The organism is uncultured Allobaculum sp. (genome assembly GCF_948576815.1).
Lineage (GTDB): Bacteria > Bacillota_I > Bacilli_A > Erysipelotrichales > Erysipelotrichaceae > Allobaculum > Allobaculum fili.
The window spans coordinates 1-16,142 of the sequence record NZ_CAPAEZ010000059.1; the positions used below are offsets into that span (position 1 = coordinate 1).

The window sequence follows — 16,142 nt, forward strand, 5'->3', positions numbered from 1 at the left end:
GGAACTAACCTGATTTGTAAGTGAGCTTGTGAAGCTTAAGTGAACAGCATTGTCATTCTTTCAAAAAAAAAGGAGAGTCTGTTTCTTCGGAAACGGGCTCTTTTTTTATCTGCTGCGCATGAACTGCGACAGAAATCAAAACGAGGTTCGGATTTCCCTCCAGACCATTTCGGAATGGAAAAATCCGAACCTCGTTCTTGTTTTTTTGGTTCACGGTGTTTGATTGGCGGGTACGTAAATTCATACCATGCCTTTTATCAAGCCGCCTTAATGCTTTTCCTCTTCAATTGGCGCGTAGAAGATCTGGGTAGGACCGTCATCTTTCATAAGCAGACCTTTCTGGCGATAGTCAAAAAGGATCAGCCAGGTATCGTACAGATCGCCAATGCAGCCGCCAATGTGGGTCAGAAGCAGAAGCACAAAGACTGGCTGCATCCAGGCAACGATCGGGTGATAGCACAGGATTCCAAAGACAATGTCAAAGACCACAAACGGAGCGAGCAGAGCGGTCAGAGCAGTGGCTCGATTGACATAGACATTGGGAACGCCGCACCAGGCGATCATTCCATTAAAGCCAAAGCAGAGTTTCCTGCGTGTGGCTAAGGAATACACGATTCCGTGTGTCAGCTCGTGGAGAACGATGTAGACGACGTAAATGAGGCAGTACCAGAAAAAATCTCTGTTGAACTGTGCATAAGGCAGATCGTTCTTAAAGAAATAAATGATGTACCAGAGAAAGCCGGCAGCAGGCGGAATTGAACCAATGATATTGATCCAGAGCATCAGCCTTTGGTCCTTGAAATCGGTACGGCCGATTTCTTCATAGCCAGCGGGAATGCTGGACGTTTCTTTTTCCGCTGCTTCCGTCTTTGGCTTTGCAGCTGCAGGAGGGGCAGGTGGTACATCGAGCTGTTTCTTCGAAGAAGAAACGCTGTCACTGTTTTCTTTCATAAACTACAATTTCCTTTTCTTAAACGTATTCGTTTGAAGCGGTTCCATTCCGTCTTTGATAAAAGCGTAATGCGGGGTGAAACGGAAAGCAAGGTGAAGAAAAAGGAAATTAATCCGGCATTCAGACACGCGCATCTGACCAATATCGCCCGGATCAGATGGAAGCGGAATGGAAGAATTATGGAATTATCTGGATTTGATCAGGCCAGCCGCTTCAAACGCTTTGTATAAGCCGTCGTTATCGATCGTATCGGTAATCCAGCTGGCCGCAGCCTTGGCTTCCTGTGTCCCGTTACCCATTGCAATGGCCAGATCCGCAGCTTCAAACATCGGAAGATCATTTGCGGAATCGCCAATCGCGATCGTAGTGAACTGTTTATGCAAAGCGTCCTGAATGGACTGAAACGCGGTGCCTTTGTTCAAATCTTTCATAGTAATTTCACCAGAGAGCAGATCCTTAAAATCCTGATTGCTGAAAAGCGTCAGAACCATACCGTTTTCCTGCAGGAAGGAATCAATCTCGCCAGGTTTAAGACCATGAACGGAAATCTTCATGACGTTTTCCCAGTCTTCATCGCGCATATCCTCGTAAAACGGGACGTGAAGATACCGGCTGGAAATGCCTTGTCTGGCAGCGAGCTGCTGGAGATAGTCTCTGGTGATCTGGTCCGAAAAACTGGAATCAGATCCTTCAATCATGATACCGCAGCCCGTTGTCTGCAGGCGATCAAAAAGCGCCTTTGCCTTATGGGAAGGCATGGGACGGTAGAAAATTCGCTTTCCATCCATCCAGATTTCTGTACCGGCGGAATAGACCTGACCGCTGGTCGGCACAGACTGAATGGACTGAATCGCACCGTCTTTGCTGCGGCCGGTATTGACGAAAATCAGATGACCGTTTTCTCTGGCTTCGCGAATTGCTTTTAATGCGGAATCGGGAATGATTTCATGCATCCAGAGCGTTCCGTCCAGATCCAGAAAGACGATCGCTTTCTGTTCCGGGCTGGTAAGAAACGGCTTCTTGCTCAGATCGATTTTTTCTTTGGAAACGGAATTAGTAAGGGGAGTATTCGGATTTGCGGTCATAAATTTTCTGCTTTCTTCCTTTCTGACAATCATTGAAATACGGATGTTCTGAAGAATCCTCATCGAAGAAAAGCCGGAATTCTGGCTGGTCATTCAGACTTCCTTCTGGTGTTTATACAGGATGGATTTTAACCCAGAGGATTTTTAATAAGGATAACAAATCCGCATACTTGATACGCTTATAAGAGCGCCGCAGAAATGGGACGGCTACCATTTCAAGAGAAAGGGACACTTTCAACAATTCGCTCAAGAACAGTATTCTGGCTCGGTTAAACGCAAAAAACGAAAAATACCCCCTGTCCGCCAAAGACAGAGGGTGAGAATTAATGTTTAAAGAAGAGTGGAACGAAGTTCTTCGCCGGTTTTCCAGGAAAGGTAGCTTGCCGGGATGTCGAAGATTGTCTTCGCGCCGGTAAGACCTTCCTTGTTCATGCGGACAACTGCGCGCGCTACAGCGGTCAGAACAGAGGAGGTGAATTCCGGATTGGAATCCTGAGAGAGTGAGAATTCGATGAGATGCTTATTCTCACCGGTTGCTCCGCTGCGCAGAACGAATCCGCCATGGGGAAGCTTTGCATGATCGCGGTTCAGTTCTTCCTGAGAGATGAAGTATACCGTCGTATCGTAATCGCTGAAGTAGTTTGGCATCGTCTTGATTTCCTGTTCGATACGATCCGGATCGGCGCCTTCTTCGATGACGACATAACATTCGCGCGTATGTTTCTGACGGGTAGTGAGCTGAGGTCTTTCGTTTGCGCGAACGGCTTCGAGCGCTTCGCTGCGCGGTACAGTGTACTGTCTGGCATCCACGACCCCTTCGATGCCGCGGATCGCATCGGAATGGCCTTGCGATACGCCTTTGCCCCAGAAGGTGTACGTATCGCCGTCGGGAAGAATCGATTCAGAAAGCAGACGAACGAGAGAGAAGAGTCCTGGATCCCAGCCAATAGAAATGGCTGCGGTTTTGCCGCCTTCTTTTGCGGCCTGATCTACATTCGCAAAATGTTCTGGAATTCTGGCATGCGTATCGAACGAATCCACCACATTAAACAGTTTAGCCAGCTGCGGAGTCTGAACGGGAAGGTCCGAAGCCGAACCGCCGCAGAGAATCAGAACATCGATATCTTCTTTGAATTTTTCAAGATCGTCCATGGAGTAGACGGGCGTATTTGAAACGGGATGAACACTTTCGGGATTACGGCGGGTAAAGATGCCTGCCAGCTCAAGATCTGGTGCAGCCTGAATGGCTTTTTCTGTACCTTTTCCCAGATTGCCGTAACCGACAATACCAACACGAGTTGTCATGATGCAGTTCCTTTCACTGAATGACCGAATACGATCTGAAGATGCCTGTCTGGCGATCAGCCTTTCCTTTGTTCAAAGCAGCGGTTCAGGCAGATCGGATATGAAATTTCATGTCTTTGCCTGGATGTGATAGGGAGATCGATACAGCAGGTCCGATCCGGTCTCATTTTTTCTGTGTTTCATCATGCCTTTCTGAAACACCGCAATCAATTTCCGAAAATAAATTGAAATAATGTTTTTCTGCTTTCGTATGAAAACCGCTCTTTTTTTGACTGGGGGATCGCGATCGAAGAATTTCGAATAGTCCGTTAGCAGAGAAAGAGTACCTTGTCTTCTTTTTTACTGGAAAACGTGCGAAAATAAAGCATTGCACAGGAGAGAATCCGATTTAAACAATGCAGAGATGAAACGATTCCGATCGAAATTCATAATCCGCAAACCGTTTTGGATTGGATGATTTGAAAGCTTGTGCCAGAGAAGAAAAGGGGGAGCGTACGATTCGGATATGCAGTATGAAGAAATGGATCTTTTTTATGATATGGATCCAGAGGAAGAGTCAGAAGAGGCATCTGCCCAGGAAGAGATTCCAGATCCTTCCGTACAGATTCCAGAAGGATCTGCAGGGGATGCGCTGATCGGCAGTCTTCGTGAAAATGGACGCGTCGATCTCAAATGGATGAGCAAAGCTTCCGGCCTGAGCATCGAAGAGCTGATTGGACGTCTTCGCGGCCACGGCATTTTCCAGGATCCCGATCATATGAAGATTTCGGAAGAATACGATCTCAGTGACGGCTGGGTACTGGCCGCAAGCTATCTGAACGGAAACCTCCGTCAGAAACGGATGCGTGCCGATGCTTATGAGAAACGCTGCCCGGGCTATTTTCAGGCCAATCTGGACGCGCTCGATCGCAAGCTGCCGCCCAGAATTGATATCGAACACATTCATATCACGCTGGGAGCCACCTGGATTCCAGAAGAAATGTATACCGATTTCGTTAAGGAACTTCTGGGCGTATTCATGGAAGGATCGGTAATTTATGAACCGACGCTCGGCTTATGGCGCGTTCAGTTCAAATCCGGAGAAGTATTTTCCGTACTGAACGAAATGGTCTACGGTACCATGGACATTTCCGCTTTGAAGATCATTGAACAGACGATGAATGCGCGAACGGTAAAAGTCTATGATCGAAAAGTCGTTTACGAAAAAGGCGACTTTGTTACGAAATCCTTTCTGAACAAGGAAAAGACGCAGGAAGCGCAGGAAAAGCAGCAGAAAATCATTGAAGCGTTTGTTGACTGGTGCAAATCCGATCTCCACCGTATGGAAGAGCTCGAAACGGCGTATAACGAAGAGTTTTCTTCGTATGGAACGACGGAATTTGACGGAACCTTTCTCGAATTCCCAGATCTGAACCCGGATATTCATCTGTATCCGCACCAGATCAACGCGATCGCGCGAATCCTTCTTTCGGATGAAAACGTACTGCTCGCCCATGAAGTCGGAACGGGAAAAACGTACGAAATGATTTGCGGCGCGCATGAACTGCATCGACTCGGTCTGGCCAAACGCATTCTGATTACAATGCCAAACCAGGTGTATCAGGAATTTCTGGATGCGCATGAACTTCTGTATCCAGAAGATGACATACTCGCTATCGGGCCAGCGGATTTCCGACCGAAAAACCGAGAAGAGACACTGGAAAAAATCCGGACATCGGATTTTACAGTGTGTTATATTCCGCATTCCATTTTTGACCGCATTAAAATGACGCCTTCTTACTGGGTGGAAATGCAGCAGGAGGAAATCCAGAAAGTCCGTCAGAGCTGGCTGAATACAAGAGGACCGATGCGTGCCAAACTGGAAAGCAAGCTCGAATCGATGACACGAACCCTCGAGCGCTACCGTGATAAGGTGAGCGAAAATCCCAATCCCGGACTGGGATTTGATGATCTGGATTTTGATGTTCTCTTTGTGGACGAAGTCCATAAATACAAAAACATCCCGCTCTACTGCAAAGCCGATAATGTCGTCGGACTTCATTCCGAAGGGGCGGTCAAATGCAAGGAAATGGTCGAGAAATGCAAAACCGTCGACCGCATGATTTTTTCGACCGGCACGCCTCTGACCAACTCGCTGGCGGATCTGTTCGTTTTGCAAAACTATCTCCAGCCTGATGCGCTTGAAGATCTGCAGATTTCCAGCTTTGACCAGTGGATCAATACATTTGCGCAGCGTGAGACTAACTTTGAAGTTGATGTGGATGCATCTTCGCTGCGACCAGTGACGCGCTTTTCCACGTTCCACAATTTACCGGAACTCATGTCGCTCTTTTCGACCATCTGCGACTTCCATTACGCGGACGCCCATGAAGATCTTCTTCCGGCATTTAGCGGCTATACCGATATTCAGGTCAAAAAGACGTCTTCTCAGGAAGCGTATCTGGATGTACTGGCAGATCGTACCGAACAGGTTCGTATGCATCGGGTAAAGATGAAAGACGATAATCTTCTCAAAATCACCAATGACGGACGCCGCTGTGCCCTCGATCTGCGTCTGCTCGACATCGATATTCCCAAAGAAGAAATCGCCCAGTCGAAAATCTCCGCATGCGCCGATCAGATCGCAAAAATCGCGGAACAGTATCCGGACCGGGCACAGATTGTGTTCTCGGACATCGGAACCCCGAAAAAGGAATTCAACGTCTACGACGAACTGAAAAAACAGCTGATCGATCGCGGCTTTAAACCGGAAGAAGTAGCCTTTATTCACGATGCGCCAACCGAAGCGGCACGCAAAAAGCTGTTTGCGGCTGTAAACAAAGCCAAAATCAAAGTCATTATCGGCTCAACGGAAAAGCTTGGAACCGGCGTAAATATTCAGGAGCGGCTGGTGGCTCTCCATCATCTTTCCGTGCCCTGGAGACCGGCGGACATGGTGCAAAGAGAAGGCCGTATTATTCGACAGGGAAATACCTCGCCGGAAGTCTTCATCTGCCGGTATATCACCGAAGGCACCTTTGACTCGTACAGCTGGCAGCTTCTCGAAAACAAGCAGCGCTTTATCGGATCCTTCCTGTCCGGCTCTTCCAAAAGCCGCGACATGGACGATATTGCGGATACGGTACTGAGCTACGCGGAACTGAAAGCTCTGGCGATTGGCAATCCGCTGATCAAGGAACGCGTGGAAACCGCGAACCGTCTGGAAAAAACTAAGGCGCTCTCCCGTCAGAGACAGCGCCAGCTGCAAAACCTTCAGGCGGAAGTGGATCAGGTGCCAGAAAAGATCAAGATGGAACAAAACGCCATTCGACGCGTGAAACGGGATATCAAACTGTATCAGGAAAAGAATCGCCCCATGACACGACAGGAGCGTCACGAGTTAGGCGATGAGCTTCTTAGCAAGCTTCGCGCCTTTTCCAATAACTGGTACTACACCTCTTTTCCTAGACAGATTGGCTACTACAAAGGGTTTTTAATCGTTCGAAACCCAAGCCATTCCAGCGACTATGATCCGGGAGCCTTTGAACTGACGCTGTATGGCCACTACAAGACGTATGGTTACGATCTGAAAGTCAAACCGTCGAACGGAGCCGGTCTGCTGCAGAGTCTGGACTATGCGCTTTCGCATCTGTCCGATCGAATTACCGAATCGGAACAGGCGATTGTGCGCTATAACGAAAACGCGGAAAACGGAAACCTGGAGCTGGCGAAAGGCAACCCGCACGAAGCCAGAATTGAAAAGCTCGAAGAAAAACTGGCCCGTATCGATGCCGTTCTGGAAGAAGAAGCTCAGGCAAAAGAAGAGGCCAGAAAGGCGGCATACAGCTGATTGCAGAAGCAGGCTGGCTGAAATGCCGGCAACGAAAGTGCCGATTCTGCGCGATCAGAACGAACAGGTAAACCAGACGGTGAACCAGAGTGAAGCACAACCTTATACGCAAAGAAATAGAAATGGAGAGGATCGACGCATGGCTGTAAAACTCGATAACAAATCCAGCGGAATGCCAGCGCTCTATACCGGCGAGCTGGTGGAGCGGCTGAGCGATCTTTACATTCGCGCAATTGAACTGGGAATGCCCCTGCATACCGTTCCTGCGGTCTTTCTCTGGGGAAAGCCGGGTATCGGTAAATCCGAGGGCGTAAGACAGGCAGCCCAGCGTGTGGAAAACCTGACCGGCAAGCGTGTTGTTGTTACGGATGTTCGTCTTCTTCTCTTTTCTCCAATCGATCTGCGCGGTATTCCAGTCGCCGATGCGGCCAGCGAAAGCGCCCTCTGGCTTAAGCCGAAAATCTTTGCGATGGATCCGTCGGAAGATGTCGTTAACATTTTGCTTCTCGATGAGCTCACCGCCGCTCCGCAGTCCATGCAGGCGGCAGCGTATCAGATGTGTCTGGACCGTAAAGTAGGGGAGCATCAGCTGCCCGACAACTGTCTGGTCATTGCAGCCGGCAACCGGACAACGGATCGCTCCGTCGCTTTTCAGATGCCAAAAGCGCTCTGCTCGCGTCTTCTCCATTTCCAGGTCGAACCAAGCGTACGCGACTGGAAGAAATGGGCAGAAGCCAATCAAATCGATTCCCGTATTCTTGGCTTTCTGGAACAGGACCAGACTCGGCTTTGCGCTGATCCAGGCATTAATGACATCGCTTATCCATCCCCGCGTACCTGGACTTTTGTCAGCCAGCTGCTGTCTCTATATCCGTCCGAGCCGCCAAAGAAGATGGTGGCACTCATTGCTTCCGCAATTGGACTCGATACAGCTGTGGAATTCCTTTCGTATTGTGAGGGGCTTGGACTGAACATTTCTCTGGAGGCGATTTTAAAAGGCGAATGCCGCACGTATCCCAAAACGTCCGGTCATCTTTTTTCGCTCTGCCAGTCCCTGAAAAAGCAGCTGGAAAGCCGGAAAACATCGCTAAAAGTAACGCAGGCGGATAATCTGGCTGCGTATGTATCGCATTTTCCGCCTGATTTTGCCCAGTCCATGTTCAACGATCTGCTTCAGATTCATTCGACGAAAAAGCCGATGATCAGTTCCGCTTACTACAAGGAATGGAAAAAGAAGTATGGAAACAGCTGATCGCGAAGCCCTGAAAAAGCAGCGGATGCGCGTCTCGCGCCGTCTGACGCTGGCCAGGAGGTCTTTGTTAGGGAAAACTCCGTTTTATGGCCGACTGCTTCTGCGAACGCCTTTTGCCTTTGCTCCCTGCAAAACCGCTATGACCAACATGGAACAGATTCTCTTTGACCCGGAATTCGTCGATGAAATCGATGATGAACAGCTCGAATTCGTTTTGCTTCATGAAATTCTGCACTGTGCGCTCGGTCATCCGCTGCGGGCAGGAACGATGAATTTTGATCTGTTTCAAATTGCCTGCGATATCGTTGTGAACTCCGTAGCGCTTGAAGAGCTCCATCTCCACACCATTCTGTTCGAAAATCAGCCGGTGATGTGCATCGCGCCAGACGGTCTTCCTGGACGCGTCCATACCGCGGAAGAAGTGTATAAACAGCTGCTCGATCAGCTTCCAAAGGATTTCGATTCGCAAAGTTCTTCGGACAGCGGTTTGACTCCCGAAGACGAAGATTCACAAACTGAACAGACGGGGCGGGCAGGGAAGTCGGATAACGAAGAAAGCCAGAAGGGTACTTCCGACGAAATGGACCAGACGATAGACCGTAATAATCAGACGGAAGATGATCAGCCGGAAGACGATCAAGCGGTCCAAAACGAATCCAGACCAGAGGAAAACAGCTCCTCAAAAGAGGAGTCAGAAGAAGACGAAGAAGATTCCTCTTCTGATCCAAAACAAAACGTATCCTCCAGCATTCTATCGGTTCGAAAACCGAATCTGGGCAACAGAAAAGAATCCAATCTTCAAAATTCAAATCCAGAGCTTTCGAATTCTTCGCGTAAATCCGAAATTCAGGAAGAGCTGGAAGAAGAGGAACCGTCTGCTCTGCAGCCATTTCAGCACAACACACCCGAAATCCCGTCTGAGGTTGAATCGACTACCAGAAAGCCCGTAATGCATCAGAACGACCCGTTCATGGAAGTATTCGATCATCCCGCAGTGGATTCTCATGATGCCTGGAAAGAAATTGAAGACTTCTCTTCACTCGAAATTCAGTGGTCAAAAGCTATTGAAGAAGAAGCGGAATGGGCCAGACAGACCGGCTCTCTGCCTGGAACCATGGAACGCTACATTAAAGCTCTGGAAGACGAAGGAAAGGTAGACTGGCTGACGATTCTCAGTCAGCTTTTCCATCACAATATTGCGGACTATTCCTTTTCCAGACCCGATCGGCGGATGAAGGGACCGGCGATTCTGCCCGGCTATTTAGACGATCTGAGCGGAAATGCGGTCGAAAACATCTGGGTTGTGGTCGATGTCAGCGGTTCCGTCTTCGAATGGGAACTGGAAGAATTCATTAATGAGATTCGATCCATGATCCAGCAGATTGACTCCGTCGAAGGGTACATTTCGTTTTTCGATATCTTTCTTTCACGCCCGATCCCGTTTTCGAAATACGAAGATATCGAATTTCTATCCGTCCGGGGCGGCGGGGGAACGAGCTTTGAGCCGATCTTTGATCGGATGAATGAACTGTTTGAGCAGCTTCCGGCAATGATTCTGATCTTTACGGACGGCTACGCACAGTTTCCTCCCGAAGAGATGGCTCAGGGCATCCCCGTAGTCTGGCTGATTACATCGCCAACGATCGAAGCACCCTGGGGCTATACGCTGCATCTGGATCTTCTGCAAACACAGGCGCTTCTGGATGCGCTTTAGATCAGCTCATTCGCGATTCACAGCGGGACGACAGCGTATGTCACTTTGTGAATCGCTTTTTTAGTCTGTGATTTTATGAACAAATTCACTATTATATATATATATATATATATAAATATATATAATATGATTTAATATTATTCAATATATACAGTGAAGCTTGGCATTGGAGTACTGGCGGAAAAAGAGGGAAAAAGAGGCCGTATCAAACAGGGAAGAAAATGGGTAAGCTTTATTTGACGTCGATCAGACGTTTTTACCGGAATTTTGGACAGTATGATGGGTACATCCATAAACCCGAACTAAAGGAGGCTGCAATGAGTCAGGAGTATTTTGAGTATCTGGCTGGTTCAGTTCTGAATCGACAGCTTCCGGAACGTGTTTATTCCAGGCTGTTTCTTTATCTGAACGACAAAAAGTTCGATAAGTATCTGATCGACCGAGATCGAAACCGGGCTCAGGACGGGATCTATTTACGATATTTATTCAATGGAGATTTATCAGATTATCCCGATGAAGACTGCTCAATTCTGGAAATGCTCATTGGAGTCGCCAAAAGGACTGAAAATGTACTGTACGACTGGGAAGCTGGAGACCGGACACCGACGTGGTTCTGGATGATGCTCGATAATCTTGGACTTTCCAGTATGGATAATTCTGGATTCGATCCATGTATTGCGGATGAGAAGATTGAACGGATGATGAACCGTGCGTATGAACCTAATGGCGCAAACGGAGCACTGTTTGTGGTAAGCCATCCATCTGAAGACTTCAGAACAATGGAAATCTTCTTTCAGATGAATGCATTCGTCTGTGAAGTATCGGGCTACGAGTAAAGCAAGGCAGCTGGTCAAACATGCATAAGAGGATGAAACAGTCGTAAAGTCTATCCAATATTATGTTACAAGCCGTAAAAAGACGACTTTTTCCTGAAATCTGAACCTGAAAATAGCTTTATATAAAGGATATATCCGTAAGTTACATAATCCGGATTTTGACAAAGATCCATTCTTGGTTGAGCAATGGTTGAAGGTCAAAACATCGGTGCTGAACAACAAACTTCACCGAGACGGATTCCTATTCCTCAACACGGTATATCGAGAACTTGGCTTTGACGAAACGAAGGCCGGCCAGGTTGTTGGTTGGATCGACAATAAAAAAGACGGAGGAAAAGACTGTTATGTCGATCTCCGACCAACGGAATTCGGAGATGGGTTCCTGATCGATCCGAATGTTGATGGGGAAATCATTGAAAACGTACGAATGCGAACAATTTAATATAAGGAGAGATATGAACAAAGTTACTTCATTTCTACTGGGTTTGCTGGCAGGAGGTACGATCAGCTATTGGCTGACAAATTACTTTATGAAAGATAAATATAGTAAGATTGCCAGTGAGCAGGTTAACGAGGTCATTCAGTATTACGAAGGTTCTAACGAACCGGAAGAAACGGAGATTACAACCGATCTGCAGGAGAATAGTCAGTCCGATGAGGTTGTGTCATTGGAACCGAACGAAACAAAAACAAAAGCTCAGGTCGTTGACTATTCAGCCAAGAGCAAACAAGTGACGGAGATGCCTAAAACACAACCTCCCGAAAACGACCAAAGCGTTCCAGATCGGGTGGAGATCCGGGATATTATTGCGGATGACTATAGGGATGATGCGCCCATCTATGAGGAGATCAAGATCACCACCGATGAGGTCTTCATCGATGAGGATGATTTCATCATTGATAGGGACTTCGCGAATGAGTTGTTCGGAAAAGATAATCTGGATGCGTTCCTTCAGGACTGTATGGATGCTTCCATGTATATCCGGAATCCCGATCTTGGCCAAAACTTCGCCATCGGGAAGATTATGGAATCATATGATGAGTATGCTGACCATATTCCTGAGTCGAAGCGGTATCAGAATCAATAAATCCTGAGTTGAAGGAGGACTATTGAGTCAGGAGTATTTTCAGTATTTGGTTGGTTTAGTTCCGAATCGGTTGCATCTGGAACGGGACTATTCCAACCTATTCTTTTATTTACAGAACAAAAAGTTCGATAGATTTCCGATTGAACGAGATCGCAACCGCGCCCAAGATGGTATTTATTTACGATATTTATTTAATGGAGATTTATCGGACTATCCAGATGAGGACTGTTCTGTTCTGGAGCTGCTCATCGGAGTAGCACAGAAAACCGAAAGTCGATTGTATGACTGGGAGGCCGGAGACCAGACTCCAACTTGGTTCTGGATGATGCTTAACAACCTCGGTCTTGCCGATATGGACAACTCTGTTTTTAATCCGTTCGATGTGGATCAGAAAATCGAGCGAATGATGAACCGTGACTACGAACCCAACGGAGAGAACGGAGCCCTGTTTGTCGTGAACAATCCATACGAAGACTTCAGAAATCTGGAAATATGTTCGCAAATGAATGCGTTTGTTTGCGAAGTATTTGGTTATCAATAGGTAAAAAGAGTTATCAGGATGGTATCGCTAAACAAATTCGGACATCTTTTATATCAACGGGACTGATAAACCAATCTTCATATTGTTGCTGCTAACGCATCTTCCTAAGGTCGATCAGCACTCAACCACCCTGCCAACACGGACGGCTATAGGTTCTAGGATTAAGAACTTATAGCCGCTAATTCCTTTATAATGGGTACTAACTACAAATCATATTCTGAAGGAGGAAATGCTGCTGATGAAAGGAATCATTGAGTTTCGAAAATACCCTCTCGAAATAATCCTTGAAAAGCTGTTGATCGATAAGACAACAGGCAAGCGGATCATATGGGCTACGGATGGTTACAGTGAGTACGGAGACAAGTACTGTGATCGTTTTGAAATCACTCCTGGTGCACTAGCTGGAATCAATCCTGTCCTCATTCAGCCAAGAGCATTTAAAGCACTCGAAACTCAGCAGCAGCGAACCAAATCCAAAGCAGAAGTTTTCACCCCGTCCTGGATTGTCAACAAAATGGTTAACCACCTTGATGAAGAATGGTTCGGAAGTCCTGACGTATTCAATATTGAAAAAGATCAAACCTGGGAGACAAAAACCGAAATGATCGATTTCAAAGGTAAGAAGTGGAAAGACTACGTTGACCGATCAGTTCTTGAAATCACCTGTGGCGAAGCACCATTCATTGTATCCCGATACAACGCTTCAACCGGACAGATCATTCCTGTTGAAGAACGAATCGGGATTCTTGATCGAAAGCTGCGGGTTGTTACGGAGAACACAGACAATGAAGAAGACTGGATCAAGTGGGCGACGCGTGCCTATGAAAGTGTGTACGGCTATGAGTACCAGGGCGACAATTTACTCATTGGCCGCATCAACCTGCTCATGACATTTGTTGATTACTACCAAAGCGTTTGGAACAAAGAAGCCGATAAAGATCTTCTTACTGCCATCACAAACATCATCACTTGGAATTTCTGGCAAATGGACGGATTGAACGGAACTGTCCCATTGGGTGTTCCGCAGCCAGTCTTTGAGCAGATGACCCTTTTCGATATTGAAGACAAACCAGAAGAAAAAGCTCCACTTTGTAAAGTACGAAAGTGGAGAGCGAAAAAAACGATTCGATACAAAGAGATTGAAAGGAAAGAAGGAATAGATATGGCCAAAAAAAAGTGGGACATCGTGCTGGGAAACCCTCCTTTTATACTTGACTGACAGCAATAAGGCAGCTGGCAAGGGTAAGTACAAAAGCCGGGCCTCCCCCTGCCGGATCGAGAAAGATCGCAGAGAACCTCGCCCAGGTCAAGGGCCGCTTCGCTTAAACCCTTGACCTGACCGAGAACCTCTGCAGGATTACAGATAACCGGCAGGGGGAGGCCCTACATCTGTTTCGTTCACAGAACACTTGAGGTTGGCGTATTTTGTCCTGCTGACCGGAGATGCCAGCTGCAACTTTTCAATTGATCAAACTGCAATTTTTCAGTTGACACCAGCAAGGGTTACTGTTGATGCAATCAAGATTAGAGAAGCACCTTCTGTTGCCGGCAAGGATACCGGGCTGACCTACAACAAAGGCATGAGTGTCAATTATGATGGCTATGTCATCCGTGAAGGTTATGTCTGGATCTCCTGGATCTCTGCAACAACTCACACCAGACGCTGGATGGCTTGCGGCAAAGCAAATTCTGCTGGAAGAAACTTTGAGCCCTGGGGAACATTTCACTAGACAATATGAAAGCCCATCAGGTATGGCAGGAATTGATCCTGTCTGCCTGATGGGCTTATTTTACTGTGAGCGCTCTAAGCGATGTCCAAATACATCAGGGCTCAATTGTTTGTAGGTATCTGCATTATTTAAGCTTTCGGAAAGATTTCACTATAATATCCGACAATATAGCCGCTGGTATAATGCACGCTAAGGAGCTGATCCAGTCATGGTGACTTAAAAAATACAAAAGAGCTATCGCTACTCCGACAACTGCAGCAACAATCAAACACAACCCCCATTTGTTAGTTGATTTTACACATACAGATAAAGCTAACGTCAGGGCTGTTAAGATTATAGCGATCCCACTATTTGGAAATCCATTGGCAAGAAGCAGGAAAACAGTCGCTAAGATGAGTAGAGAGACAAAAGTTTGTTTAATCTTTTTGTTCGACATAATCGTTATGATGATGTTAATATACATCAAAACTATCGAATTCCCCAGTCTGCGAACCAAGATACGTCCATCCACCAGAAGAATTACGAACATAAGTACCTACCACATACTCACAATGATAACCGATGAATCCACCCGAAGATTTCTCCGTCATCTCATACCAATGTCGCGTTGTGACAATTTTCGTCTCTACAGGTGCAGCATTTGCTGCGAAGATCATAGAGGCTATGCCAGTGATTGTTGAACCAGGTAAACCTAGATATCCAAGCGTACCAGAAACCGCAGCTAGGATAGTTGAATATGTGTTGTTTTGCGGAGTGAGGTAATCGGTTGAAGAGACAGCCTTCATATACCTGTAGTTATACCCTGCTACCCGTCCATAGAAGCGTCCATCATTCGCTCTTAGCTCTCCTTTTACTGCTTGAAGGAGAAGTTCATAAGAACCAGTTTGGTTGAATGTCTGGGTTACTCCATCTTCTGTAATAGTCAGGAGTACATTATTGTTTTCGAATGTTTCACGATTGACGAAAATTGTATCTCCGTTGACATTAACTTCGATCGACTCGACGATGGAATTTTCTGTTAGTGAAACTGAATAGCTATCAGCTTTTTCTTCGGTGATAGAATAATCGTTTGCAGAAATCGGAATTCCTCCGATCACCCCAAGAATCAGCTGCTCAACAGCCTGACAGAAGAAGAACTTCGGTCCAATACCGAAGATCTGATCTATCTGATCCGGCAAATTCTCAGCAAGAAACGCCGTCTTACCAACATGATTTACGACTCTTCGACTGAACAGATCCCCCTCTTTGAGACAGAACCAACAGAGCAGGAAAAGCTGGAGAAGCAGGCTGCCGAAGAAGAAGCGGAGCAATACACTGTCATTCAGGAGCATATCCGCAAGAAGAGAAAAAGCAGACGGGAGTCGATTGATCAGCTCCCAGTCAGAGAAAAGGATGTTTATCCTGATGATCCCCGATTTCTGGAAATCAAAGACCAGTGCCGAGAACTTGCTCCGACAATCTGTGAAGAAATTGGATACCAGTGCGCAGAGATTTATAACAGCAGAACCATTATTCATCACTTCGCCTGGACAGACGAAAACGGTGATACTGTGATTTTCAGCGGGGATAATCCCAATCCTAAGCTGATCCCGCACAGCTACATTTCACCATCTCTTCTGGCTCATATTACCTGCATGAAAACCATTCTCGGTCTTCCGCTGTACAGGCTGGAGAAGAATTTTAATTACCAGGAGATTCCGTTTTCCAGGCAGAATCTGTATATACCCCTATAAACTGTACCCCAGAAAGTGGAATTTTTTTTAGAGTCAACCTATTCCAAGGACACCCGATTAGCAGCGACCCCAACTAC

General features: G+C 46.8%; 14 protein-coding genes. 9 read left to right on the forward strand and 5 right to left on the reverse strand.

The window, feature by feature from the left end; genetic code table 11:
* Nucleotides 1-52 precede the first annotated feature (52 nt).
* From Q2J39_RS08365 to Q2J39_RS08380, 4 genes are all read right to left on the reverse strand, one after another.
* Entirely contained in the window at nucleotides 53-244 is a 192-nt protein-coding gene (locus Q2J39_RS08365; RefSeq protein ID WP_288340093.1) for a hypothetical protein, read from the reverse strand.
* A 23-nt stretch (nucleotides 245-267) separates the two neighbouring features.
* The gene (locus Q2J39_RS08370; RefSeq protein WP_288340092.1) at nucleotides 268-951 is read right to left on the reverse strand and encodes a DUF3267 domain-containing protein; all 684 of its coding nucleotides are present in this window, start codon (nucleotides 949-951) and stop codon (nucleotides 268-270) included.
* Between the two features lie 186 nt (nucleotides 952-1,137).
* The gene (locus tag Q2J39_RS08375; protein WP_288340090.1) at nucleotides 1,138-2,037 is read right to left on the reverse strand and encodes an HAD hydrolase family protein; all 900 of its coding nucleotides are present in this window, start codon (nucleotides 2,035-2,037) and stop codon (nucleotides 1,138-1,140) included.
* Nucleotides 2,038-2,367: 330 nt separating this feature from the next.
* Complete coding sequence (locus Q2J39_RS08380) at nucleotides 2,368-3,342, reverse strand: diaminopimelate dehydrogenase (RefSeq protein WP_288340088.1); 975 nt, start codon at nucleotides 3,340-3,342, stop codon at nucleotides 2,368-2,370.
* Between the two features lie 520 nt (nucleotides 3,343-3,862).
* On the opposite strand from Q2J39_RS08380, the gene Q2J39_RS08385 reads away from it, so the two are divergent.
* The 9 genes from Q2J39_RS08385 (at nucleotide 3,863) to Q2J39_RS08425 (ending at nucleotide 14,332) form a co-directional block, all read left to right on the forward strand.
* Nucleotides 3,863-7,171, forward strand: a complete 3,309-nt coding sequence (locus Q2J39_RS08385; protein ID WP_288340086.1) for an SNF2-related protein — start codon at nucleotides 3,863-3,865, stop codon at nucleotides 7,169-7,171.
* 22 nt (nucleotides 7,172-7,193) lie between these two features.
* Nucleotides 7,194-8,423 (forward strand): ATP-binding protein, encoded by a 1,230-nt coding sequence (locus Q2J39_RS08390; protein ID WP_288340084.1) that lies wholly within the window; start codon nucleotides 7,194-7,196, stop codon nucleotides 8,421-8,423.
* Entirely contained in the window at nucleotides 8,410-10,137 is a 1,728-nt protein-coding gene (locus Q2J39_RS08395; RefSeq protein ID WP_288340082.1) for a DUF2201 family putative metallopeptidase, read from the forward strand. Before Q2J39_RS08390 ends, Q2J39_RS08395 begins: the two co-directional genes overlap by 14 nt.
* Nucleotides 10,138-10,454: 317 nt before the next feature.
* Nucleotides 10,455-10,973 carry a TRAP transporter TatT component family protein gene (locus tag Q2J39_RS08400; protein WP_230267976.1) on the forward strand — a complete coding sequence of 173 codons (519 nt, stop codon included), beginning with the start codon at nucleotides 10,455-10,457 and terminating at the stop codon, nucleotides 10,971-10,973.
* 175 nt (nucleotides 10,974-11,148) lie between these two features.
* Nucleotides 11,149-11,415, forward strand: coding sequence for a DUF6353 family protein (locus tag Q2J39_RS08405; protein ID WP_288340080.1), 267 nt, complete (start codon nucleotides 11,149-11,151; stop codon nucleotides 11,413-11,415).
* Nucleotides 11,416-11,428: 13 nt separating this feature from the next.
* Nucleotides 11,429-12,061: a hypothetical protein gene (locus Q2J39_RS08410; RefSeq protein ID WP_288340078.1), complete on the forward strand. Its 633-nt coding sequence runs from the start codon at nucleotides 11,429-11,431 to the stop codon at nucleotides 12,059-12,061.
* 22 nt (nucleotides 12,062-12,083) lie between these two features.
* Nucleotides 12,084-12,602 (forward strand): hypothetical protein, encoded by a 519-nt coding sequence (locus Q2J39_RS08415; RefSeq protein WP_230267973.1) that lies wholly within the window; start codon nucleotides 12,084-12,086, stop codon nucleotides 12,600-12,602.
* A 229-nt stretch (nucleotides 12,603-12,831) separates the two neighbouring features.
* Nucleotides 12,832-13,821 (forward strand): restriction endonuclease subunit M, encoded by a 990-nt coding sequence (locus tag Q2J39_RS08420; protein ID WP_288340076.1) that lies wholly within the window; start codon nucleotides 12,832-12,834, stop codon nucleotides 13,819-13,821.
* Between the two features lie 196 nt (nucleotides 13,822-14,017).
* Nucleotides 14,018-14,332 carry an SH3 domain-containing protein gene (locus Q2J39_RS08425; RefSeq protein ID WP_242743616.1) on the forward strand — a complete coding sequence of 105 codons (315 nt, stop codon included), beginning with the start codon at nucleotides 14,018-14,020 and terminating at the stop codon, nucleotides 14,330-14,332.
* Nucleotides 14,333-14,784: 452 nt separating this feature from the next.
* Here the strand turns inward: Q2J39_RS08425 and Q2J39_RS08430 are convergent, their stop codons facing one another.
* Nucleotides 14,785-15,849, reverse strand: coding sequence for a hypothetical protein (locus tag Q2J39_RS08430; RefSeq protein WP_289068939.1), 1,065 nt, complete (start codon nucleotides 15,847-15,849; stop codon nucleotides 14,785-14,787).
* Nucleotides 15,850-16,142: the final 293 nt, after the last annotated feature.

Bases quoted from the DNA above. Each gene is read 5' to 3' on its own strand.
- Q2J39_RS08380 (WP_288340088.1), bottom strand. From the start codon at position 3,342: ATGACAACTCGTGTTGGTATTGTCGGTTACGGCAATCTGGGAAAAGGT.
- Q2J39_RS08410 (WP_288340078.1), top strand. From the start codon at position 11,429: ATGAACAAAGTTACTTCATTTCTACTGGGTTTGCTGGCAGGAGGTACG.
- Q2J39_RS08390 (WP_288340084.1), top strand. From the start codon at position 7,194: ATGCCGGCAACGAAAGTGCCGATTCTGCGCGATCAGAACGAACAGGTA.
- Q2J39_RS08365 (WP_288340093.1), bottom strand. From the start codon at position 244: ATGAATTTACGTACCCGCCAATCAAACACCGTGAACCAAAAAAACAAG.
- Q2J39_RS08385 (WP_288340086.1), top strand. From the start codon at position 3,863: ATGGATCTTTTTTATGATATGGATCCAGAGGAAGAGTCAGAAGAGGCA.
- Q2J39_RS08420 (WP_288340076.1), top strand. From the start codon at position 12,832: ATGCTGCTGATGAAAGGAATCATTGAGTTTCGAAAATACCCTCTCGAA.
- Q2J39_RS08430 (WP_289068939.1), bottom strand. From the start codon at position 15,849: ATGAATAATGGTTCTGCTGTTATAAATCTCTGCGCACTGGTATCCAAT.
- Q2J39_RS08395 (WP_288340082.1), top strand. From the start codon at position 8,410: ATGGAAACAGCTGATCGCGAAGCCCTGAAAAAGCAGCGGATGCGCGTC.
- Q2J39_RS08375 (WP_288340090.1), bottom strand. From the start codon at position 2,037: ATGACCGCAAATCCGAATACTCCCCTTACTAATTCCGTTTCCAAAGAA.
- Q2J39_RS08400 (WP_230267976.1), top strand. From the start codon at position 10,455: ATGAGTCAGGAGTATTTTGAGTATCTGGCTGGTTCAGTTCTGAATCGA.
- Q2J39_RS08370 (WP_288340092.1), bottom strand. From the start codon at position 951: ATGAAAGAAAACAGTGACAGCGTTTCTTCTTCGAAGAAACAGCTCGAT.